This window comes from Rhizorhabdus sp. P4_G5 (genome assembly GCF_056401065.1).
In genome coordinates this window covers 45,169-66,005 of the sequence record NZ_JBFUKB010000009.1, presented here as the reverse complement: position 1 = coordinate 66,005, position 20,837 = coordinate 45,169, and the positions used below count along the sequence as shown (strand labels likewise).

Here is a 20,837-nt window from a genome sequence, read left to right as displayed (position 1 = left end):
GCCGTCATTCCAGCGAAAGCTGGAATCTCTCTGCGCCAACTTGTTCAGAAAAATGCCAAGAGAGATCCCAGCTTTCGCTGGGATGACGAACCTAAGGGAAGTGTTTTGGAAGTCGTAGCCCCGTAGGGGCAGGCTTGGACTACCGTGCGCTGAACCTGCGCACCGCACCCTTATGCGCACCCGGCGCGCCCTTGGGGCGGCTGAAGTGGCGCTTGGGCTGCGCTTCGCCGGAGCGGCCGCCACCGTCATGGCGACGACGGTCGCCCTGCGGCGACGGCGTGCTCGGCACGGGCTTAGGCAGCTTCGCCTTTTCGGCGATGAAGTTCTCGGGCAGCGGCTGGATATCGAGACTGATCTTGGTCAGCTTCTCGATCGCCTTGAGATAGGGCCGCTCGTCATCCGCCACGAACGCGATGGCGATGCCGGCGGCGCCGGCGCGCGCGGTGCGGCCGATGCGGTGGACATATTGCTCGGCGACATTCGGCAGTTCGTAGTTGAACACATGGCTGACGCCGCCGACATCGATACCGCGCGCGGCGATGTCGGTCGCAACCAGGATGCGGATGTCGCCCTTGCGGAACAGGCCCAGGGCGCGCTCACGCTGCGGCTGGCTCTTGTTGCCGTGAATGGCTTCCGCCTCGATGCCTGCGGCTCGCAGGTTCTTCACGATCCGGTCCGCGCCATGTTTGGTGCGCGAGAAGACCAGCGCACGATCGATCGGCTCCGAGCGGATGCGCAAGGTGAGCAGCGCCTGCTTCTCGGTGGGGTTGCAGAACGTCGCATATTGCTCGACGCGTTCCGCTGTCGTCGCGGCCGGAGCCACCGACACCTTCGCCGGATTGGTCAGGAAACGATCGCCAAGCTCTGCGATCGCCTTCGGCATCGTCGCCGAGAAGAACAGCGACTGGCGCTTCTTCGGCAGCAGCTGGTCGACGCGCTTGAGCGCATGGATGAAGCCGAGATCGAGCATCTGGTCGGCCTCGTCGAGCACGAAGATCTCGACGAACTTGAGGCTCAGCGCACGCTGATCGATCAAGTCGAGCAGGCGGCCCGGCGTGGCGACGAGAATATCGACGCCGCGCTGCAGCTGACGGATCTGCTTGTTGATCGGCACGCCGCCGAACACGGTGGCGACGCTCAGGCGCAGGAACTTGCCATATTGGACGAAGCTCTCGGCGATCTGGCTGGCCAGCTCGCGGGTCGGCGCGAGGACGAGCATGCGGCAACCCTGCGGCGGCGTATGCTTGAGGTTTTCAGACAGGTGGTGGATCGACGGCAGCGCGAAGGCCGCGGTCTTGCCGGTGCCGGTCTGCGCGATGCCGCAAAGGTCGCGGCCTTCCAGCAGCGCGGGAATGGCCTGCGCCTGGATCGGGGTAGGAATGTCATAGCCCTTGGCGGCAAGCGCGCGCTGCAGGGGCTCGATAAGACCGAGTTCGGAAAATTTGGTCACAAATGCACTTTCATAGTGCGGGCGCACGAACGGGCGTTCATGCGACAGCGGGTTCACATGACGACCCGCGTGAATTGGGAAGCCTCAGCTTGGTTTTGCGTCCTGCGGGCCCGAGCCGGCCTGTCCCTTGGAATGGACAGGAGATCACGCTGCTCATCGGCCAAATGCTGCAAAACAGCATCGACGCGAGTTGGGATATGATCCATGTTGGACCAGAATACAAGCCGAGCTGTACACGGCTATCCGAAAATGGCGGAATCTAGCCGCCTGTGTCCTAAGGGCATCAGATTCACGTCGGCACTGGCGACTTCGAGCGAGATCGAAACGGCGCTGCGCCGCAGCGCCTATGGTGGAAACGGCTGCCGACTTTGGCCGTCCATCCGGCGGTCTCTAGAAATCCGGCTTTTCATAATGTTCGGGCGGACCGACCAATTCCATCCGGTCGGCCAGAATGACCCGCAGCGAACGGCGGGATTTCATGCCTGAATACCACTGCTTGGTCTCATCATGACCGCGCCAGTCAATACCGCCGAGATAGTCCGCCACCGAGATGTGGGCCGCGCAGGCAAGATCGGCGAGGCTGAGCAGCGGCCCCCCGATCCAGCGGCGGCTACCGACGAGATAATCGACATAGTCTAGGTGATCGTTGACCGCCTTCATCGCCTGGCGCAGCACGCCTGCGTCTGGCGGAGCACGGTGGACGATGCGCTTCAAGGCGCGTTCGTACAGCAGCGGCCCGACGACATCCCCATAAAATTTTTCGTCGAAATAGGCGACCAGCCTGCGGATCTCGCCACGCTGCGCGGCATTGCCGGGGATCATCGGCATAGGCTCGACGGTCTCCTCCAGATATTCGGAGATCGCGCAGCTGTGGATCAGCGTCGTGCCGAGCGCGGCATCGACGAGGACCGGGGTCTGGCCGACCGGATTGAGATCGAGGAACTCGTCGCGGCGCAGCCAGGGCGATTCGCGCACCAGATCATAGGGAACGCCCTTTTCCTCCATCTGGAGCCGGATCTTGCGGGAAAAGGGACATAGAGGAAATTGATAGAGCTGCCACATCGTGGCGCAACCTATCCGGCCAGGACAGACATGTCAGTAGCCGGACGCGAGAAAAATCGCGCTTTGCTTTTCCAGGGAGCCGGTGGGTGCGGCCGCCGCCCGCTCGACGACCGCATCCCACTCTTACATCCCTGCCCGAAGAGGAGGGAGGCCGCTTGTTTCTATTCCGCCGCCACGACCTGCGCTTCGGCATCGCTTAGCGGATAGTCCAGCCGGCTCACCATCTCCTTGGGGCAGACCTGCCAAATGTAATCGCGCCAGCGGTCCCAGTCGTCGAGCACGCTGTGCGCCCATTTGCTGTCGGTGCGCTCTGCATGTTCGGCGATCAGCGCCTTGCAGCGCATCTCCCAATGCATCGAAGCGAAGCGCTGCCAGAGAATGCTGTCCGGATTCGCGCGGCGCTCGAACTCACCATGCTCGTCGAGCACGAAAGCCATGCCGCCGGTCATGCCCGCGCCGAAATTCTCGCCAACCCGGCCCAGGATCACCGCGATGCCGCCGGTCATATATTCGCAGCCATTGGCGCCACAGCCTTCGACCACCACGGTCGCACCCGAGTTGCGGACCGCGAAGCGCTCGCCCGCCTGCCCCGCCGCGAACAGCTTGCCCGCCGTCGCACCGTACAGCACGGTGTTACCGATGATCGTATTCGACTTTGTCTCGAGCGGCGACGACACCATCGGCCGGACCGCGATGATCGCACCCGACAGCCCCTTGCCGACATAATCGTTGGCGTCGCCGAACACTTCGAGCGTTATGCCCTTGACCGCGAACGCGCCAAGCGACTGGCCTGCCGATCCGCGGAGCCGGATATGGACATGGCCGTCGGCGAGCGAGGACATGCCGAAACGCTGGGTGATCTCGGCCGAGAAGCGGGTGCCGACCGCGCGGTGGGTATTCCGCACCGTATAGGTGAGCTGCATCTTCTCGCGCCGCTCGAACACCGCCTTGGCATCCTGGATCATCTGCGCGTCGAGACTGTCCGGTACTTCGTTGCGGAAGGTCGGGATGTTGAAGCGGCGCTTGCCCTCCGGGGCATCGACCTTGGCGAGCACGGGGTTCAGATCGAGATCGTCGAGATGCTCGGCGCCGCGGCTGACCTGACGGAGCAGCTCGGTACGGCCGATGATGTCGTCGAGTGAGCGCACGCCGAGCTTGGCGAGAATCTCGCGGACTTCCTCGGCGATGAAGGTCATCAGGTTGATGACCTTCTCGGGCGTGCCGACGAACTTCTTGCGCAGCGACTCGTCCTGCGTGCAGACGCCGACCGGGCAGGTGTTCGAATGGCATTGGCGCACCATGATGCAGCCCATCGCCACCAGCGACAGCGTGCCGATTCCGAACTCCTCCGCCCCCAAGATCGCGGCGATGACGATGTCCCGCCCAGTCTTGAGGCCGCCGTCGGTGCGCAGCTTGACGCGGTGGCGCAGCCCGTTGAGCGTCAGCACCTGGTTGGTCTCCGACAGCCCCATTTCCCATGGCGTGCCGGCATATTTGACGGAAGTCTGCGGGCTGGCGCCGGTGCCACCGACATGGCCGGCAACGAGGATCACGTCGGCATGCGCCTTCGCGACGCCGGCCGCGACCGTGCCGATGCCGGCCGAGCTGACCAGCTTGACGCAGACCCGCGCGCGCGGATTGATCTGCTTCAGGTCGTAGATCAGCTGCGCCAGATCCTCGATCGAGTAGATATCGTGGTGCGGCGGCGGCGAGATCAGCATCACCCCGGGCGTCGAATGACGCAGCCGGGCGATCATCTCGGTCACCTTGAAGCCAGGCAGCTGCCCACCCTCGCCGGGCTTTGCACCCTGCGCGACCTTGATCTCGAGCTCCTCGGCCGCACCGAGATATTCCGCGGTGACGCCGAAGCGGCCCGACGCGACCTGCTTGATCACGGAGTTGGCGTTGTCGCCGTTCGCATAGGGCGTGTAGCGGCTCTTGTCCTCGCCGCCCTCGCCCGACACCGCCTTGGCGCCGATCCGGTTCATCGCGATCGCCAGCGTCTCATGCGCCTCGGGGCTCAGCGCACCCAGCGACATGCCGGGCGTTACGAAGCGCTTGCGGATCTCGGTGATCGGCTCGACCGAATCGATCGGAATCCCCTCGCGTGCCCAGTTGAACTCGAGCAGGTCGCGCAGATAGACCGGCGGCAGATCGCGCACGCCGCGCGCGAACTGCAGATAGGTCGAATAGCTGTCAGTCGCGACCGACGATTGCAGCAAGTGCATCAGCTGGGCGGTATAGGCGTGCACCTCCCCCCCTGCCCGCTGCTTGTAGAAGCCGCCGACCGGCAGCGACACGACGACATCGTCGAACGCAGCTTCGTGGCGAAGCATCAGGTTGTGCTGGAGCGAATTATAGCCCTCGCCCGAGATCTTCGCCGGCATGCCCGGGAAGAAATCGTTGACCAGGGCGCGGCTCAGCCCGACCGCCTCGAAATTATAGCCGCCGCGATAGCTGGAGATCACCGCGATGCCCATCTTCGACATGATCTTCAGCAGGCCGTCGTCGATCGCCTTGCGGTGCCGCTTGAGGCATTCCGCGAGAGTGCGGTCGCCGAACAGCCCGCGCGCATGGCGGTCGGCTATCGCCGCCTCGGCCAGATAAGCGTTAACCGTGGTCGCGCCGACCCCGATCAGCACCGCATAATAATGGGTGTCGAGGCATTCCGCCGAGCGCACATTGACCGACGCATAGGAGCGCAGCCCCTTGCGGACGAGGTGGGTGTGGACCGCGGCAGCGGCCAGCACCATCGCGATCGAAACGCGGTCGGCCCCGACATGCTCGTCGGTCAGGAACAGCTCGGCCTTGCCCTCGCGCACCGCGGTCTCGGCCTCGGCACGGACGCGGGTGATCGCCTGGCGCAGCGCGTCAGGGCCGCCATTCGCGTCGAAGGTGCAGTCGATCTCGGCGGCGGAACCGGCGAAATGCTCCTTGAGCGTATGCCAGTCGCGGCAGTGGAGCACCGGGCTTTCGAGCACCAGCACGTCGGCCTGCTGCCCCTCATTGTCGAGGATGTTGGCGAGGTTGCCGAAGCGGGTCTTCAGGCTCATCACCCGCGTCTCGCGCAAGCTGTCGATCGGCGGATTGGTGACCTGGCTGAAGTTCTGCCGGAAGAAGTGGCTGATCAGCCGGGGCTTGTCCGAGATCACCGCGAGCGGCGTGTCGTCGCCCATCGAGCCGATCGCTTCCTTGGCCTCCTCGATCTGCGGGCTCAGGATGAGTTCCATATCCTCCATGGTCTGCCCGGCGGCGACCTGGCGGCGCAGCAGTTCGGGCCGGGACCAGCGCGGGATCATGTCCTCGACCGGCGCCGGCAGATCCTTGAGCAGCCTGAAGCCCTTGACCCATTCGCCATAAGGCTGCTCGGCGGCGATCTTGTCCTTGATCTCGGCGTCGCCGTAGAGGCGGCCCTCCTCGAGGTCGATCGCGATCATCTGACCCGGGCCCATCCGGCCCTTGGCGATGATGGTGCTCTCAGGCACCACCACCATGCCGGTTTCAGAGCCGACGATCAGCAGATTATCGGCGGTCCGCGTGGTCCGTAGCGGACGCAGCGCATTGCGATCGACCCCGGCCACGACCCAGCGGCCGTCGGTCATCGCCAACGCGGCAGGTCCGTCCCAGGGCTCCATTACGGAACCGAAATAGCTGTACATCGCGCGGCGCGGCTCGGGTATGTCGCTGTTCTGCCACGCCTCGGGAACCAACATCAGCTTGGCGGTCGGCGCGTCGCGGCCCGAGCGGCAGATCGTCTCGAACACGGCGTCCAGCGCCGCGGTATCCGAAGCGCCGGCGGGGATCAGCGGCTTGATCTCGTCGGAGTGCTCCCCAAAGGCGAGCGACGCCATCTTGATCTCGTGGCTCTTCATCCAGTTCTTGTTGCCGCGGATCGTGTTGATCTCGCCATTGTGGGCCAGCGCACGGAACGGCTGGGCCAGCCACCATTGCGGGAAGGTGTTGGTCGAATAGCGTTGATGGAAGATCGCGACGCGGCTGACGAAGCGCTCGTCCTTCAGGTCGGGATAGAAAACCGACAGCTCCTCCGCGAGGAACAGCCCCTTGTAGATGATCGAGCGCGCCGACAGCGAGCAGATGTAGAAGCCCTGGATCTGCGCCTCGATGACCTTGCGCTCGATGCGCCGGCGGATCAGGTAGAGATTCTTCTCGAACTCCTCGAGCGACATCTCGTCCGGCATCGGCCCGGCGATCATGATCTGCTCGATCTCCGGTCGGGTGAGCTGCGCCTTCTCGCCGATCACCGACACGTCGACCGGCACCTGCCGCCAGCCATAGATGGTGTAGCCGAAATCGATGATCTCGCTCTCGACGATGGTGCGGCAGGTTTCCTGCGCGCCGAGATCGGTTCGCGGCAGGAACACCATGCCGACCGCCAGCCGGTTGGGCAGCGGCCGATGCCCGGCATATTCGATCGCGTCGTCGAAAAACCGGACCGGCAGATCGACATGGATGCCGGCGCCGTCGCCGGTCTTGCCGTCGGCATCGACCGCACCACGATGCCACACCGCCTTCAGCGCATCGATTGCCGCCGCAACGACACGGCGCGAGGGCTTGCCGTCGGTTGCGGCGACGAGGCCGACGCCGCACGCGTCACCCTCGAACTCGGGGCGATACATGCCTTCGCGGGCGAGGCGTTCGCGTTCCGACGCCATCCAATCGTTTTCGGTGGGATTGCTCATGGGGCGACCTTTCCTTCGGCGCGGTCCTTGAAATAGCCTTCGAAGAAAGCCTTCGTAACTGCCTCGATCTTCGCTTCGTTGTCGGGCGACGGCTCATTTCCCCAGTCCGCAGTGATCTCCGTGATCTCAGGCCGGATTGCCAGCATCTTGGGCGCTAACGGCGAGCTTTCGAGTCGTTGTATCTCCGCCTTATCGGCAGCACTCAGCTCGCTGCCGATTGAGCGAATGCCTACATCAACGCCGGACCGAAGACTCTCCGCGCTTATTTTGGCGTCAGGCGTCTGAATTGCCTCATTGAGAAGCCGCGTAAAATCACCACGCCTCCCGATGACTTCGATCATCCGCGTACCGGTCGGGCTGCGGTAGAAATTAAGCAATTCCCGTAGTTCGCTTTCGGTGAAAGACCGTGCGTAAACCGGTCCGATCCTTGCCCATAGCTCAGGCAGTTTTGGGATCACCGCATCGATGATCAATGGGGACAGCTTTGCGATATACGCTGCCGAGATGCCAGAAAAGCGAGACTCCAGCTCGACGAAATCCGGATTTGCGGCAAATTGCTTTGGTAAGGTTTCACCCAATAGCTTGTTCAACTGCGTCCGCGTCAGCGCTTCGCTATTTGTAACCTGCGCAATCTGATAGCCGAGCGCGACGGCCTCAGCCGACGGCTTGGCAGCAGCGCTCGGAGGCTGCGCGATCAACGGCGTGCTCAACATACTCAATAGCGTGATCGCCAGCAGGATAGCACGCATCACGCCGCCACCTTCTGAGCCTTGGCTTTCGTCTTGAGGTAAAGATGCATCCGCTCGGCGACATCGCGGCCGTCGCGGATCGCCCAGACCACCAGGCTCGCGCCGCGGACGATGTCGCCGGCGGCGAACACGCCGTCGATCGACGTCTGCATCGACTTGTGATCGACCCGCAGCGTACCCCAACGGGTCACCGACAGCTCAGAGGAGCCGAAGGCGCCGGGTAGATCCTCGGGATCGAAGCCGAGCGCCTTGATCACCAGATCGGCGTCGATGCGGAATTCGCTGCCGGGATCGGGTTCGGGGGTCCGCCGGCCCGAAACATCGGGATCGCCAAGCCGCATCCTGATCGCACGCACGCCACTGACGCCGTCAGTGCCTTCGAACGCCTCGGGTGCGGACAGCCAGACGAACTCGACGCCCTCTTCCTCGGCATTTTTCGTCTCACGCTGAGAGCCGGGCATGTTCGCGCGATCGCGGCGGTAGAGGCATTTGACCGACGCGGCACCCTGTCGCACCGCAGTCCGAACACAATCCATCGCGGTGTCGCCGCCACCGATAACCACGACATTCTTGCCCTTCGCGTCGAGCGAGCCGTCGTCGAACGAAGGCACGGCATCGCCGAAGCTCTTGCGGTTCGAGGCGGTGAGATAGTCGAGCGCCTCGACCACCCCCGCCGCGCCGACGCCCGGCGCCTTGATCGCACGCGGCTTGTAGACGCCGGTGGCGATCAGCAGCGCATCGTGGCGACCGCGCAATTCGGCGAGCGAAGCGTCGCGGCCGACCTCGAAGCCTTCATGGAAGATGATACCGGCGTCCTTCAGCCGCTGAACGCGGCGCATGACAATCGGCTTTTCGAGCTTGAAGCCCGGGATGCCATAGGTGAGCAGGCCGCCGGCGCGATCATGCCGGTCATAGACATGCACCTCGTAACCGCGTGCGCGCATCAGCTCGGCAGTCGTAAGGCCCGCTGGGCCGGCACCGATCACACCGACCGATTGGCCGCGCGCAGGGCCAACCGCCACCGGCTCCACCCAGCCATTTTCCCAGGCGGTGTCGGTGATATATTTCTCGACCGAGCCGATCGTGACCGCGCCATGCCCCGAAAACTCGATGACGCAATTGCCTTCGCACAGCCGGTCCTGCGGGCAGATGCGGCCACAGATTTCCGGCATGGTCGAGGTGGCGTTCGAAAGTTCATAAGCCTCGCGCAGCCGCCCCTCGGTCGTGAGCCGCAGCCAATCGGGGATATGGTTGTGGAGCGGACAATGCGTCGCGCAATAGGGCACGCCGCATTGCGAGCAGCGCGATGCCTGTTCCTCGGCTTGAGGCGAAGCATATTTCGGGGCGATCTCGGCGAAATCGGCCACACGCGCATCGGCGGCACGTTTTGGCGGGAAGGCCTGCCCCACGCCCACGAACTTCAGCATCGGATCGTCTGCCATCGAACTGCCCCGCCAGAGCCGCCGCCGCAGCCGGAAGCGCGCGCGCATCCGTCGGGACGTTACAGCTCTCCCTACGTTGGGACCTGCATCTGCCATGAGTGCCGGCTATCCGATCACATCTGCCATGGCGATAAAGGCCTGCCGTCTCCTTGTCATGGAAACAGGACCGAGTCACGTGCTTTTCGCACAATAAGGCAGTATAGCTTACCTATTTCCTGTGGAAATCAACGAAATTGCCAACAGACAGTTTGCTTCGGGCGGTAAATAAGTCCGAGTTGGCCCTATCTGGCGATAAGCCAGACCAGTGCGACCGAACCGACGACGATGCGATACCAGGCAAACGGCGCAAAGCCGTGCTTCGTCACCACGTTCAGAAACCAGCGTATGACGAGCATCGCAACAATGAACGACACGACGAAACCGATCGCAATAGCGGTGGCCTGGGCGTCGCCAAGCTCGTGCCGCGCCTTCCACAGCGCGAGGGTGGTGGCGCCGACCATGGTCGGTATCGCGAGAAAGAAGCTGTATTCCGCAGCGGTGCGGCGCTCCACGCCCAGGGTCAGTGCGCCCATGATCGTGGCACCCGAGCGGCTCACACCCGGGATCATCGACAGGCACTGGATGAACCCGATCCCCAGCGAGGTCCTGAGCGACATGCCCTCGACGCTGTCGCAGCTCGGCTGGCGCACGCTCCGCTCTATGACCAGGATCGCGATGCCGCCCAGGATCAGCGCGACCGCCACCACCATCGGAGTCATCAGCAGCGCCTTGATCGCGCCATAGGCGACCGCGCCGATGACGGCCGACGGCAGAAAGCCGACCAGCACATTGCGCGTGAAGCGGATCGCCGGGGGATCGCGCCGGGCAAGTCCGGCCAGCACCGCCGCGAAGCGATGGCGGTAGAGCACGACGACGGCAAGGATCGCACCGAGCTGGATGACGATATCGAAGGTCTCGGTGCCCTGCGGCACCTGCATGACCTCGCCAGCCAGGATCAGGTGGCCAGTCGAGGACACGGGCAGGAATTCGGTGAGCCCCTCGACGATGCCGAGGAGGATGATCGACAGCAGTGACAGTTCCATCCCGTTCAGGCCACCGACTTGCCGTGGGAGGCGAAGCGCCCATGCTGCCGATACTGGACCAGCCAGGCTGGCGCGACCGCCTCCATCGGCGTGGGCGAGATGCCGAATGCCTCGAAGCCTTTGGCGCCGGGCGAAACGATATTATCCTTCTGCAGCATCCTCCATTGATCGCGGGTGATGGGTGCCCCGGGCAGGACTCCGGCGACGTTGGCCAGGATAGCGCCCACGGCGTCCGGCACAGGCAGAAAAGTGGGATTTCTACCGGTTGCCTGTGCGAGCCAGACATTGAGTTCGGCCATCGTCATCACCTGCGGTCCGCCCAGTTCATAGGTCTTGCCGGCATGCGCTGCGGGATCCATCGCGGCCGCTGCGATCGCCCGCGCGACATCGACGACCCATACCGGCTGGAACTTCGCCTCGCCCCGCAGCACCGGAACGAACGGCAGGCGCTGCATGGCGGCAAATCGATTGAGAAAGGAGTCTTCCTGCCCGAACACCACCGATGGCCGGACGATCGTCGCGGCCGGGAAAGCCGCACGCACGGCGCTCTCGCCCTGCCCTTTGCTCCGACCATAGGCCGATGGGGATTCGGGATCGGCGCCGATCGCCGATATGTGAACCAGCGTATCGGCGCCCGCGGCCTGCGCGGCAGCCGCGACATTGGCCGCACCCTTGTGTTGAACCGCGTCGAAATCGCCCTTCAGGATGCCGACGAGATTGATGACCGCATCGGCGCCTTCGACCGCTGCCGCAAGCGTGGCCGGCCGGATGACACTGGCCGGCAGGAACTGCGTCTGGCCAAGGCCGCCGAGCGGCTTGAGGAACCATGCGTCGGACGGGTCGCGCTCGGCGATCCGAACGCGGGCGCCGGCCTTCAGCAATTCCTGCGCCACATAGCGGCCGAGGAATCCACCACCGCCAAACAGCGTGACAAGACGGCTCATCGTCATATTCCCTTGATGATCAGATTTGCTCCGCATTGCCTTGCGGGACGGCCGTTGACAAGACGGTTGACAAGCCCTCGACCTCACCGCTATCCGCCCGGCCTCCGCTCCGAATGCCCAGGTGGTGGAATTGGTAGACGCGCTGGCTTCAGGTGCCAGTGGCCGCAAGGCCGTGGAGGTTCGAGTCCTCTCCTGGGCACCAATACTGGCTCTGGATACGTCCAGGAACGTCCAGTAAGCCGCTGGTTTAACAGCATTTTTTCGATGATAATCGCCAGACATCGTCCGGCGAAATCCGGCTAGCACCACCAGCAGCACCAACATTTTGTTGGTGCTTTTGATGGTCTCGGATCGACCCGGCTTGCTGGGAAAAACGACCATGCTGACCTACATCCGGATCAATGCCGCAAAGCCTGCGGCGAAGCCCTACAACCTGCGTGATTCTCAAGGGCTGTATCTCACCGTCCAAGCCAACGGGTCGAAGCTCTGGCGGTGGAACTACCGCTATCTCGATAAGCAGAAGACGCTCCACCTTGGATCATGGCCCGGCACCGGCCTCGCCGATGCACGTGCGCGCCGCGACGAGGCTCGAAAGCAAGTCGCCAACGGCATCGATCCGTCGCTCGAGAAAAAACGCGCGCGGATCGCCGCCAAATATGCCGCCGCAAACACGTTCGAAGCGGTCGCTGAGGAATGGCTGGTCAAATGCGAACGTGATGGTCTCACGCCGGTCACCATCGACAAAATCCGCTGGCTTCTCGCCAAGACTTACCCGGTGATCGGCAGCATCCCGATCGCCCAGATCACTCCGCACGAAGCGCTCGCCGTCCTGCGCAAGGTTGAAGCCACCGGTACCTATGAAAGCGCGCGGCGGATGCGAAGCGTTCTGAGCCGCGTCTTCCGCTATGGCGTCGCGACCGCGCGATGCGACAAGGATGTCGCTGCCGACTTGCGCGGTGCAATCGCCGCGCCGAAGGTCAAGCACTTCGCCGCCATCACCAAGCCCTCCGAGGTTGGCGCGCTACTGCGAGCCATCGATGGGTATACCGGGCACAAGGTCACAGTCATGGCCATGCGGCTGTCTCCGCACGTGCTGCTGCGTCCTGGAGAGCTCAGGCAGGCCGAATGGACCGATATCGACTTCGATGAAGCCATCTGGTTCATTCCGGCCGAGCGGATGAAAATGCGCAGGCCCCACCGGGTGCCGCTGTCGCGGCAGGTGATCGCGATGCTGAAGGAACTGCACGAGCACACGCACTGGTGGAAATATCTATTCCCATGCCTCGGTAGGCCGCGCAAAGCGATGTCGGAGAATGCAGTGAACCAAGGGCTGAGACGGCTCGGCTATACCACCGATCAGATGACCGCCCACGGGTTTAGGGCGATGGCTGCCACGCTGCTGAACGAGATGGGCGAATGGAACCCCGATGCGATCGAGCGGCAGCTTGCGCACGTCGACACCAACCAGGTCCGGCGCGCCTATGCCCGCGGCGAATATTGGGACGAGCGCGTGGCGATGATGCAGCGCTGGTCCGATTATCTCGACGAACTGCGCGATGGTGGCAAAATCCTGGGGCCGAATTTTCCTTCCGCCCGCCGTGTGTATTGAATCGTGCCCTCTTGCGCTGGCGGTCGGTCGACCGCCAGCGCTCTCGCGGATATTTCAATTGCGACAAAAAGCGGGACTTTTCTGCCGCCCGATAGCTACGCCGAACGACCACTCTCGCCAGGATCCGACGTTCGTGGGCCGCGTGCAGCGCTTTATCGCGGATGAAGCCGAACCCGAAAGCCGTCGACCCGGTAACTTTCGGCGTTATCTCATTTGTGAAGAGTTTCACCGCGTTCTAACATGCGAACGAAATCCTCGATTTTCCGGGCTCGGGTCTCGGTTTTTTTCACCGCGTCGATTCGATACAAGATTGCGTATCGGTTAGCACCCGTGAGCGTACCGAAGAAAGCTCGCGCCTTGGGATTCGCATCGAGCGCGGCCTGCAAATCCTGTGGAACCTCAGCTTTGCTAGCCGGCGCATATGCAGCTTCCCATCTGCCATCCGCCTTCGCCTTATCGATTTCCGATTGCCCGGCACTCTGCATGCGCCCCGCCGTGATCAGCTGCCGCGCGCGTTTCCTATTGACTTCCGACCACTTGCTGCGCGGTCTGCGTGGTGTAAAGCGTATCAACCAACTATCAGCGTCATATTTGTCGAGCTGACCTTCAATCCAGCCATAGCAAAGAGCACTGTCGACCGCTTCGGCCTTGGTGACGCTGACGACGCCAGAACCTTTCTTGCGAAATCTTATCCATGCACCGTCGGAATCGCAGGGTTGCTGTAGCAGCCAACTTTCCAGTGCTGCCTGATCAGGAAAGGAGACTATCGGAAGGCCGGCGTGGAATTTGGTCATATTCTGCCTTTACCGCGATCCGTGGATCGGGAAAGGTCGGCTTCACAACCATCCGTCGGATAGTTGCCATTCGCCTTTCCTTCCAACCTCGCCTTGCGGTGCTTGCACGACAAACAGGTGGTTTCGGACACCTGAAGCTGGAAACCCTAGCGCCAACGTCGCTGTGCTTCCATCATGTGATTCCTGACGCTTCGATGCAGCCTAAGCCGTTCGTTTGACATCGGGCATGTCAAACAAAACGGGCCAGCATTTCGGTGAGCAGGGGGCTAAGATGCCGAATTTCGTCCCTGTGGGCGCTCGAGAGTTTCGACAGAATCTCTAAAGCTTGGGGCGTCAGCCGCAATTGGGCGCGCCGCCGGTCATCATCGTTCGAATGCCGGGTTACGAACCCCTGCTTCTCTAACCGATCGACCAAACCCGTTGCGCTATGCGGCTTCAACAGCAAGCGCCGGGCAACGAACCCGACTGTAGCGTCATCAATGGGGGCAGCGCGTAGCGCCAGGAGGGCCTGATGCTGTTGGGGCGTCAGGCCCTCTTGCGTTGCCCGTTCGTCGCTGAAAGCCTGAAATTGCCGCAGGGCAAACCGCAAATCCGCCAGCGCGGCATAATCGGCATCATTCAACTCTCCTTCTTTCGTTTCCATAGCACCTACATGTTGAAATATATCGTACTGCGATATAGCCGCGCCGAGCTACTTCTACAAAGAGGGTTTTTATATGATTCGGGAAGCCTCCTCTTCTGCCGAGGCTGTCAGGCTGGGCGACCATAGCGCGGATCGGCGCATGATCATGCTGGCCGCAATGGCGCTGTTCGTTGGGAGTGGCGGCGCAGTAAGTGCATGGGTTCTCCTCAATCTGATCGCGCTGGCGACAAACCTGTTCTGGTTCGGTCGCCTGTCGTTCGCGGAAGTCAACATGGCGGACAATGCTGTCGGGATGGCTGTCCTCGTCATCCCCATGATCGGCAGTGTGATTGTCGGGCTGATAGCCCGCTTCGGCTCGGAAAAGATACGCGGACACGGGATACCCGAAGCGATCGAGACAATATTATTCGGTGAAAGCCGACTGTCGATGAAGGTGGCAATTCTCAAACCCGTATCGTCCGCGATTTCCATCGGGAGCGGCGGACCCTTTGGCGCTGAAGGACCGATCATCATGACGGGCGGGGCAATTGGCTCGCTGTTCGCGCAATGCTTCCACCTGAGCGCAGCGGAGCGCAAGACATTGCTCGTTGCCGGCGCGGCGGCGGGAATGACCGCTATATTCGGGACACCCCTCGCTGCCATATTGCTGGCGATCGAGGTGCTGTTGTTCGAGTGGAAGCCGCGCAGCTTCGTGCCGGTTGTCCTTGCGGTCCTCGTTTCCTTCACATGGCGACCGCTGCTTATTAGCGATGGCCCGATGTTCGCGGCCGATCTCCCGCTGCCAACCGGATCATGGTCGCTGGCCTGTGCATTGGGTATGGGCCTGCTGCTGGGTCTGCAGGCGACCTTGCTTTCAAAGGCACTCTATTGGATCGAGGACGGGTTTCATCATCTGCCGGTGCATTGGATGTGGTGGCCTGCATTGGGTTCGATCGCAGTCGGGCTAGGCGGCCTGGTCGAGCCTCAAGTGTTGGGCGCGGGCTACGGCAATATCCATGCCCTGCTGGGCGATAGCCTGGGAATGCGCGCCATCATCATGCTTCTGGTGGTGAAGGGCCTGGTTTGGCTGATCGCGTTGGGATCAGGAACGTCAGGCGGCGTGCTGGCGCCGCTTTTGATCCTAGGCGGGGCGCTGGGTTGCCTCATGGGCCAGTTCCTGCCTGGAGACCCCGGTTTTTGGGCCATGATAGGCATGGCTGGCATTATGAGCGGCGCGATGCGCGCGCCTATAACCGGGGCGCTGTTCGCGGCCGAGCTGACCGGGCAGTTCGCGGCACTTCCGTTCTGCAACGCGGCAGCGGTCTCCGCCTACGCGATCAGCGTCCTGTTGATGCGCCGTTCGATCCTGACGGAGAAGATCGCGCGGCGTGGGCGGCATATCCTTCAGGAATATAGCGTCGATGCATTGGATCTGTTGCAGGTGAGGGATTTGATGACCGCCGAACCGGAGACGCTTGCTGGCGATATGCCGGTGTGCGAGGTCATCGACTTCTTCGAGAAGGAAGCTCGCCATCGCAGCTATCCCGTCATCGATAAGAGCGGGCGCTTGGTGGGCCTTGTCTCGCGCAGCGACGTATTGCGGTGGGAAGTGGAGGGTTGTGATCAGGCGACGTTGCTTGCCGAAAGCCTTTCTGATGCGTCACAGCCTGCTGCCTTTCCCGACAGTCCCAGCGGCGTTGTGGCCGACCTGATCGTTCAATCCGGCATCGGCCGCATTCCCATCGTTGATCCCGATAGCCGCAAGGTTGTCGGCATTCTCTCGCGCCAAGATTTGCTCAAGGCACGACACAGGATTCGTGCCGGAGAAACGGAGCGGACCCGGCATGTCGGCGGAACAAAGAAAGGAGCTGGCGCTTGATATTTGTATCGCACTACGATATAAATTAGTAGGGAGAGGATGCTGCGAGATAGCATCTCTAGCGGGGTCAGGCTGGAAAGGACGACCCATGTTACTGATTGCCGGAACGTTTGAGGCCATTGGTGCCGTTTTCGGCAGTCTCCTGGTTGTCGTCTTGGTGTGCTGGCTCGCGTCAGGTGTGGCAAACCGCTTGGACCACGGCAATTGGGCGGCGTTTCTGGTTCTCGGGCTGTTGGCGATCGTTCTGCTGAGCGGCCTGACCCAAAGCGGTTTTGTCAGACTATGCGCGGCATATGGGCTGTTCGGCGTACTCTTCTTGTGGCTCACGGCCCGAAACAACAATCTGGGTTCGGACACACTTGAACGGGATGGTAAGTAATGGCGCTGCGTTGCTGGTTTTATCCGGCGCTCCTTGCCGCTATCGGCACACAGCGGCAACCAGATAGGGCGGCACTTCGCTTACTGGTCCGGCGCATACGGCAAGAAGCATTCCCCGGGATCGTAGACCCTGCACAACGACGCCGGCAGGTCAGACAGACGATCAGCGCGTGCCTCAGAACGTAATAGGCCGTGCCGCCGCCAAATCGGCCATTTCCTTCAAGAACCCCATCTTACTGCTCCCCGGAGACGGAAATCAGGTAATTCACGACACCCGAACGGGGCTGTCGGCCCTTGACATATCTGGGTCCCTTTTATGCATCGACCCGTTGTGCCGGCCTCCGCCACAACCGGTCATTCACGCGCTGTGATAGGAATGACTTGAGCTGGTCGGCAGAGGCCCCGTGAGATTTCAGCCCGTCAGCCCAAACGTTCTTCCGATGGCCGTTCTGGCCATTGGAGAACGATCATGGAGATTCTGTAACCGAACCTACAGCCATCAAGCGGCAAGTCTGGAATGCCGGAAGAACCGTCGGCGCGAAACGCGCACTCAAGCCAAAACAAATTTGGGAAATCCGCTTCTACCTCAATCAGGGTCGCCGCCTGCGAGATCGCGCGCTGTTTGACCTCGCGATCGACAGCAAACTTCGGGGCTGCGACCTGGTTCGGATGAAGATCGGCGACCTTGTCAGCGGTGGACAAATCCGAACGCGTGCGATTGTCATGCAGCAGAAAACAGGTCGGCCTGTTCAGTTCGAAATACTCCCTGGCTCGGGCCAGCCTCTTGGCTTGGCTCGATCATCGGGGAGGCACGGTGGACGATTCCCGCTACGCTCTCCAAGGCGACGGCGGGCCGCTCTTCGCTGCCTATCGGCCTGAATCCGGGAACGCACACCCGTGCTCGCACTCACTTCCAAATGCCGGGCCGCTGCGCGCGCCGACATCCCCCGACCCAGCGCACGGCAAAAACGCTCTCGCAAATCTCCAGAATAAGGGCGCATCCATGCCGGCCTCCTACCCGGCCGCCATGATGAATCAGAAAAACCGCCCTTTAGGAATCCCTCGCGATTCAATCACCCTCGGAACGACTCTGGGAGCCAGCGCGCCGGCAGGAGCACTTAGATCGCTCGATCGATCTTGCGTTCGGGCGTGTGGAGGTCGATCCTCGCAATTCCAGCGGACCATTCCCGGCAAGGGAAATAGGCAGGCAGGAGAAGATCAAGATGGAAGGGACTGTTCACGGCACCAGAGCCATCGCAATCGTCGGGCCCGCCGGCACAGGCAAGACGAGCCTCGCCGAGGCTATGCTGTTCGCGGCGGGGGCCACCGTCCGGTTGGGCGCGGTCGATACCGGCAGCAGCGTGGGCGACGCCAGCCCGGAAGCCCGGGCGCGGAAAGGCTCGACCGAGCTTAATCTGATGCGCTTCGAATGGAAGAAGGAAGGCTATGCGCTGATCGATGCTCCCGGCTCCGCAGGCTTCGCGGCGGACGCGGAAATGGCGCTGGCCGTGGCCGATCTGGCGCTGGTGGTGATTGATCCCGATCCGGCGCGTGCGCCGCTGGTCGAACCGACGTTGCGACGACTGGAAGCGCTCCGCCTCCCGCACGCGCTTTTCGTCAACAAGATCGATCAGGCGAGCGGCAGCATCGAGGATCTGCTTGCCGCGCTCCAGCCCTTGAGCGCCACGACGCTGGTGGCGCGGCAAATCCCGATCAGGGCCGGCGAACGCGTAGCCGGCTTTGTCGATCTCGCGCTGGAGCGGGCTTATCATTATCAGCCGGGCCGCCGCTCGACACAGGTCCCGCTGGCCGCCCATCTGCGGAGCGATGAGACTGAGGCACGCTTCCACATGCTCGAACAACTGGCGGATCATGACGATGCGCTGCTTGAGCAATTGTTGAACGACGAGGCGCCCAGCCCCGACATCGTCTTCGGCGATCTCGCGCGTGAGACTGCCGCGGGGCTGATCGTACCGATCTTGTTTGGCTCGGCGCTCAATGGGTTCGGCATCCGCCGCCTGCTCAAAATGCTCCGCCATGATGCGCCCGTCGCCGCGCTGACCGAGGATCGACTTGGTATCGACGGTGCAGCGGCGCAGGTCTTCAAGGTCACACATGGCAGCGCGGTCGGCCGGCTGGCGCTCGCGCGTGTCTTCGGTGCGCCGCTCGCCGAGGGAGCCGAACTGTTAAGCCCCGACGGGAATCCGATGCGTATCGGCTCCTTATTCTCGCTGCATGGAGCCGCGACCACGAAGACCGACCAGGCCGAGCCGGGGGACATCGTGGGCATCGCCAAGGCGGAGGCCGTCCAGGCGGGTGACCGGCTCGGCGCGGCGGGGCGCCCACATGCCGTCGCACATGGGGCGCAGCGGCCACAGGGCAATTGCGCGCTAGCCATCACCGTCACCGACCATAAGGACGAGGTGCGGCTGTCGACAGCGCTCAATCGACTGGTGGAGGAGGATCCCGGCGTGCGCTGGGGGCTTGATGAGGCGACGCGGGAGACGCTGCTCCGCGGGCTCAATCACGAGCATCTGGCCGTCGTCCAGGCCCGCCTGAAACGGCGTTACGGCGTTGTCATAACGGTGCGTCAGCCGGCGGTCGCCTATAAGGAAACGATCCGCAGGACGGTGACGAAGCATGGCCGCCACAAGAAGCAATCCGGCGGCCATGGCCAGTTCGGTGATGTCATCATCGAGCTCCGCCCGCTCGAGCGCGGCGACGGCTTTCGGTTCGAGGAACGGATCACCGGGGGCGCGATCCCCCGGCAATGGATTCCTGCCGTCGAGCAGGGCGTGCGCGATGCAATGATGCGCGGGCCATTCGGCTTTCCGGTCGTCGACGTCGCGGTTGCACTGCTCGACGGTTCCTATCATTCCGTCGACAGTTCGGAACTCGCCTTTCGCACCGCCGGTCGGATCGCGATGGCGGAAGCTCTGGCCGAGGCCGCGCCCTATCTGCTCGAGCCGCTCGCACACGTTACCGTTCGGACGCCGAGCAGCGCCGTTTCGCGGATCACGTCTGCGGCGACCGGCCGACGCGGCCAGGTGCTAGGGATAGCGCCGCTCGAAGGCTGGTCTCGCTGGGACGTGATCGAGTTGCTGCTGCCCGAGGCTGAACTTCCCGGACTGGAGCCCGAACTACGATCATTGAGCCAAGGCATGGCGCATTACGAGACGCGCTTCGACCATCTCGCGGAACTCAGCGAAAAGCTCGCCTGTGTGATAATCCAGCACACGCCCAAACCCGCGTGACCCGCAATGGCTGGGCCCACGCCACATGCGCCTTATGTCCCGTCGTTGCGATTTTTCGAGCTGTCGTTGCGCGATCACGCGCTTGAACGGGAACGCCTTCGACAAGACTTATCGCAGAGGCCGAACACATAAATTCGCAGCGACGAATTACTTTTCAGCCTAACCGTGTGCATAAAAACGCAAAAGCGGAGCCCCACCGCTACCACGACGCTGATCGCTCATAAGCTGCTTGCGCTGTGCGATGCATGTTCGCCAATCCGGAGGTGCAAGCGTTCATCGACTCTGAGGCCTACCGTTTTCACAAACGACTGCGCGTCAGCGCGGGCGACGATCGCAACCTCACGCGGAACCCGGCATTCCTGCTTCATGATCGCCAAACACGCACTATATGCGAACGCCTATACAGAGACGCCGGCTCTCTATTACCGCGAACAGCACGAAAATGTGACGGTTAGCAACGGGTGAGTGCCTTCAAGCTTTTGAAGGGGATTAAGGTCGACCGTCCCACCTTGACCGTCTCGAGATCGCCGGACTGGATCAGTTCGTACAATCTGGAGCGGCTGATGCCGGTAAGCTGCACGGCCGTCGCAATGCGTACGGTCAGCGGCTCTACGCCGAGCGGCTCGGAAGCTGCCTCCCCGGCGGAGGAACACGGCGCGGTCATGGCTTCGTCCGAGCGCGTGAGAACGCCCGGTCGCTCTCGAGGAAGGATCGCAACATGTACGGAACCAGATCGGCCACGACCTCAGATCGACCATAGGTTTCCCGGTACGCCTCGGCATAGTCGATCAGGAGTTGATTCATATCAGGCGTTACGGTGATTGTTAGCTTTACAGGAGTTCGGTCCGGCAACCTGGGAAGTTTGAGCATTG

The 20,837-nt window shown here is 62.5% G+C and carries 15 protein-coding genes, 1 tRNA gene and 1 pseudogene; 6 read left to right on the top strand and 11 right to left on the bottom strand.

The genetic code is table 11. The features are described 5' to 3' along the window. Positions 1-139: 139 nt before the first annotated feature. The 7 genes from AC1DQK_RS15905 to AC1DQK_RS15875 all read right to left on the bottom strand — a co-directional run bounded on the left by AC1DQK_RS15905 (position 140) and on the right by AC1DQK_RS15875 (position 11,429). Positions 140-1,450: a DEAD/DEAH box helicase gene (locus AC1DQK_RS15905; protein ID WP_477872243.1), complete on the bottom strand. Its 1,311-nt coding sequence runs from the start codon at positions 1,448-1,450 to the stop codon at positions 140-142. Between the two features lie 390 nt (positions 1,451-1,840). Beyond that, positions 1,841-2,512, bottom strand: a complete 672-nt coding sequence (locus AC1DQK_RS15900; RefSeq protein ID WP_477872241.1) for a glutathione S-transferase family protein — start codon at positions 2,510-2,512, stop codon at positions 1,841-1,843. 161 nt (positions 2,513-2,673) lie between these two features. Next, positions 2,674-7,212: a glutamate synthase large subunit gene (gene gltB, locus AC1DQK_RS15895; RefSeq protein WP_477872239.1), complete on the bottom strand. Its 4,539-nt coding sequence runs from the start codon at positions 7,210-7,212 to the stop codon at positions 2,674-2,676. Beyond that, the gene (locus tag AC1DQK_RS15890; RefSeq protein ID WP_477872237.1) at positions 7,209-7,961 is read right to left on the bottom strand and encodes a DUF2059 domain-containing protein; all 753 of its coding nucleotides are present in this window, start codon (positions 7,959-7,961) and stop codon (positions 7,209-7,211) included. Before AC1DQK_RS15890 ends, gltB begins: the two co-directional genes overlap by 4 nt. After that, positions 7,961-9,403 carry an NAD(P)-dependent oxidoreductase gene (locus AC1DQK_RS15885; RefSeq protein ID WP_477872235.1) on the bottom strand — a complete coding sequence of 481 codons (1,443 nt, stop codon included), beginning with the start codon at positions 9,401-9,403 and terminating at the stop codon, positions 7,961-7,963. Before AC1DQK_RS15885 ends, AC1DQK_RS15890 begins: the two co-directional genes overlap by 1 nt. 281 nt (positions 9,404-9,684) lie before the next feature. Continuing rightward, positions 9,685-10,485, bottom strand: coding sequence for an undecaprenyl-diphosphate phosphatase (locus AC1DQK_RS15880; protein ID WP_477872233.1), 801 nt, complete (start codon positions 10,483-10,485; stop codon positions 9,685-9,687). 5 nt (positions 10,486-10,490) lie between these two features. Next, positions 10,491-11,429: a complex I NDUFA9 subunit family protein gene (locus tag AC1DQK_RS15875; RefSeq protein ID WP_477872231.1), complete on the bottom strand. Its 939-nt coding sequence runs from the start codon at positions 11,427-11,429 to the stop codon at positions 10,491-10,493. Between the two features lie 115 nt (positions 11,430-11,544). On the opposite strand from AC1DQK_RS15875, the gene AC1DQK_RS15870 reads away from it, so the two are divergent. Beyond that, positions 11,545-11,631: transfer RNA gene (locus AC1DQK_RS15870), tRNA-Leu, on the top strand. A 177-nt stretch (positions 11,632-11,808) separates the two neighbouring features. Next, positions 11,809-13,038 (top strand): tyrosine-type recombinase/integrase, encoded by a 1,230-nt coding sequence (locus tag AC1DQK_RS15865; RefSeq protein WP_477872229.1) that lies wholly within the window; start codon positions 11,809-11,811, stop codon positions 13,036-13,038. Between the two features lie 209 nt (positions 13,039-13,247). Here the strand turns inward: AC1DQK_RS15865 and AC1DQK_RS15860 are convergent, their stop codons facing one another. Then, positions 13,248-13,832: a YdeI/OmpD-associated family protein gene (locus AC1DQK_RS15860; protein WP_477872227.1), complete on the bottom strand. Its 585-nt coding sequence runs from the start codon at positions 13,830-13,832 to the stop codon at positions 13,248-13,250. 229 nt (positions 13,833-14,061) lie between these two features. Further along, complete coding sequence (locus tag AC1DQK_RS15855) at positions 14,062-14,475, bottom strand: MarR family winged helix-turn-helix transcriptional regulator (protein ID WP_477872225.1); 414 nt, start codon at positions 14,473-14,475, stop codon at positions 14,062-14,064. A gap of 73 nt (positions 14,476-14,548) precedes the next feature. Here AC1DQK_RS15855 and AC1DQK_RS15850 point away from each other — a divergent pair, with 73 nt between their 5' ends. The 4 genes and pseudogenes from AC1DQK_RS15850 (at position 14,549) to AC1DQK_RS15835 (ending at position 19,965) form a co-directional block, all read left to right on the top strand. Beyond that, a complete protein-coding gene (locus AC1DQK_RS15850; protein WP_477872223.1) occupies positions 14,549-16,333 on the top strand; it encodes a chloride channel protein in 1,785 nt (594 codons plus the stop codon). Between the two features lie 88 nt (positions 16,334-16,421). After that, a complete protein-coding gene (locus tag AC1DQK_RS15845; protein WP_477872221.1) occupies positions 16,422-16,712 on the top strand; it encodes a hypothetical protein in 291 nt (96 codons plus the stop codon). A 455-nt stretch (positions 16,713-17,167) separates the two neighbouring features. Further along, positions 17,168-17,534 (top strand): annotated as a pseudogene (locus tag AC1DQK_RS15840) (site-specific integrase); the annotation flags it as partial. 400 nt (positions 17,535-17,934) lie between these two features. Then, the gene (locus tag AC1DQK_RS15835; protein WP_477872219.1) at positions 17,935-19,965 is read left to right on the top strand and encodes an elongation factor G; all 2,031 of its coding nucleotides are present in this window, start codon (positions 17,935-17,937) and stop codon (positions 19,963-19,965) included. A gap of 451 nt (positions 19,966-20,416) precedes the next feature. On the opposite strand, the gene AC1DQK_RS15830 is transcribed toward AC1DQK_RS15835, so the two are convergent. Continuing rightward, the gene (locus AC1DQK_RS15830) at positions 20,417-20,629 is read right to left on the bottom strand and encodes a helix-turn-helix domain-containing protein (protein WP_477872217.1); all 213 of its coding nucleotides are present in this window, start codon (positions 20,627-20,629) and stop codon (positions 20,417-20,419) included. Beyond that, positions 20,626-20,835 (bottom strand): DUF2274 domain-containing protein, encoded by a 210-nt coding sequence (locus AC1DQK_RS15825; protein WP_477872215.1) that lies wholly within the window; start codon positions 20,833-20,835, stop codon positions 20,626-20,628. Before AC1DQK_RS15825 ends, AC1DQK_RS15830 begins: the two co-directional genes overlap by 4 nt. Positions 20,836-20,837: the final 2 nt, after the last annotated feature.

Excerpts from the sequence above, each read along its gene's own strand:
- AC1DQK_RS15900 (WP_477872241.1), bottom strand. The coding sequence starts at position 2,512 with ATGTGGCAGCTCTATCAATTTCCTCTATGTCCCTTTTCCCGCAAGATC.
- gltB (WP_477872239.1), bottom strand. The coding sequence starts at position 7,212 with ATGAGCAATCCCACCGAAAACGATTGGATGGCGTCGGAACGCGAACGC.
- AC1DQK_RS15890 (WP_477872237.1), bottom strand. The coding sequence starts at position 7,961 with ATGCGTGCTATCCTGCTGGCGATCACGCTATTGAGTATGTTGAGCACG.
- AC1DQK_RS15885 (WP_477872235.1), bottom strand. The coding sequence starts at position 9,403 with ATGGCAGACGATCCGATGCTGAAGTTCGTGGGCGTGGGGCAGGCCTTC.
- AC1DQK_RS15880 (WP_477872233.1), bottom strand. The coding sequence starts at position 10,485 with ATGGAACTGTCACTGCTGTCGATCATCCTCCTCGGCATCGTCGAGGGG.
- AC1DQK_RS15875 (WP_477872231.1), bottom strand. The coding sequence starts at position 11,429 with ATGAGCCGTCTTGTCACGCTGTTTGGCGGTGGTGGATTCCTCGGCCGC.
- AC1DQK_RS15865 (WP_477872229.1), top strand. The coding sequence starts at position 11,809 with ATGCTGACCTACATCCGGATCAATGCCGCAAAGCCTGCGGCGAAGCCC.
- AC1DQK_RS15860 (WP_477872227.1), bottom strand. The coding sequence starts at position 13,832 with ATGACCAAATTCCACGCCGGCCTTCCGATAGTCTCCTTTCCTGATCAG.
- AC1DQK_RS15855 (WP_477872225.1), bottom strand. The coding sequence starts at position 14,475 with ATGGAAACGAAAGAAGGAGAGTTGAATGATGCCGATTATGCCGCGCTG.
- AC1DQK_RS15850 (WP_477872223.1), top strand. The coding sequence starts at position 14,549 with ATGATTCGGGAAGCCTCCTCTTCTGCCGAGGCTGTCAGGCTGGGCGAC.
- AC1DQK_RS15845 (WP_477872221.1), top strand. The coding sequence starts at position 16,422 with ATGTTACTGATTGCCGGAACGTTTGAGGCCATTGGTGCCGTTTTCGGC.
- AC1DQK_RS15835 (WP_477872219.1), top strand. The coding sequence starts at position 17,935 with ATGGAAGGGACTGTTCACGGCACCAGAGCCATCGCAATCGTCGGGCCC.
- AC1DQK_RS15830 (WP_477872217.1), bottom strand. The coding sequence starts at position 20,629 with ATGACCGCGCCGTGTTCCTCCGCCGGGGAGGCAGCTTCCGAGCCGCTC.
- AC1DQK_RS15825 (WP_477872215.1), bottom strand. The coding sequence starts at position 20,835 with ATGCTCAAACTTCCCAGGTTGCCGGACCGAACTCCTGTAAAGCTAACA.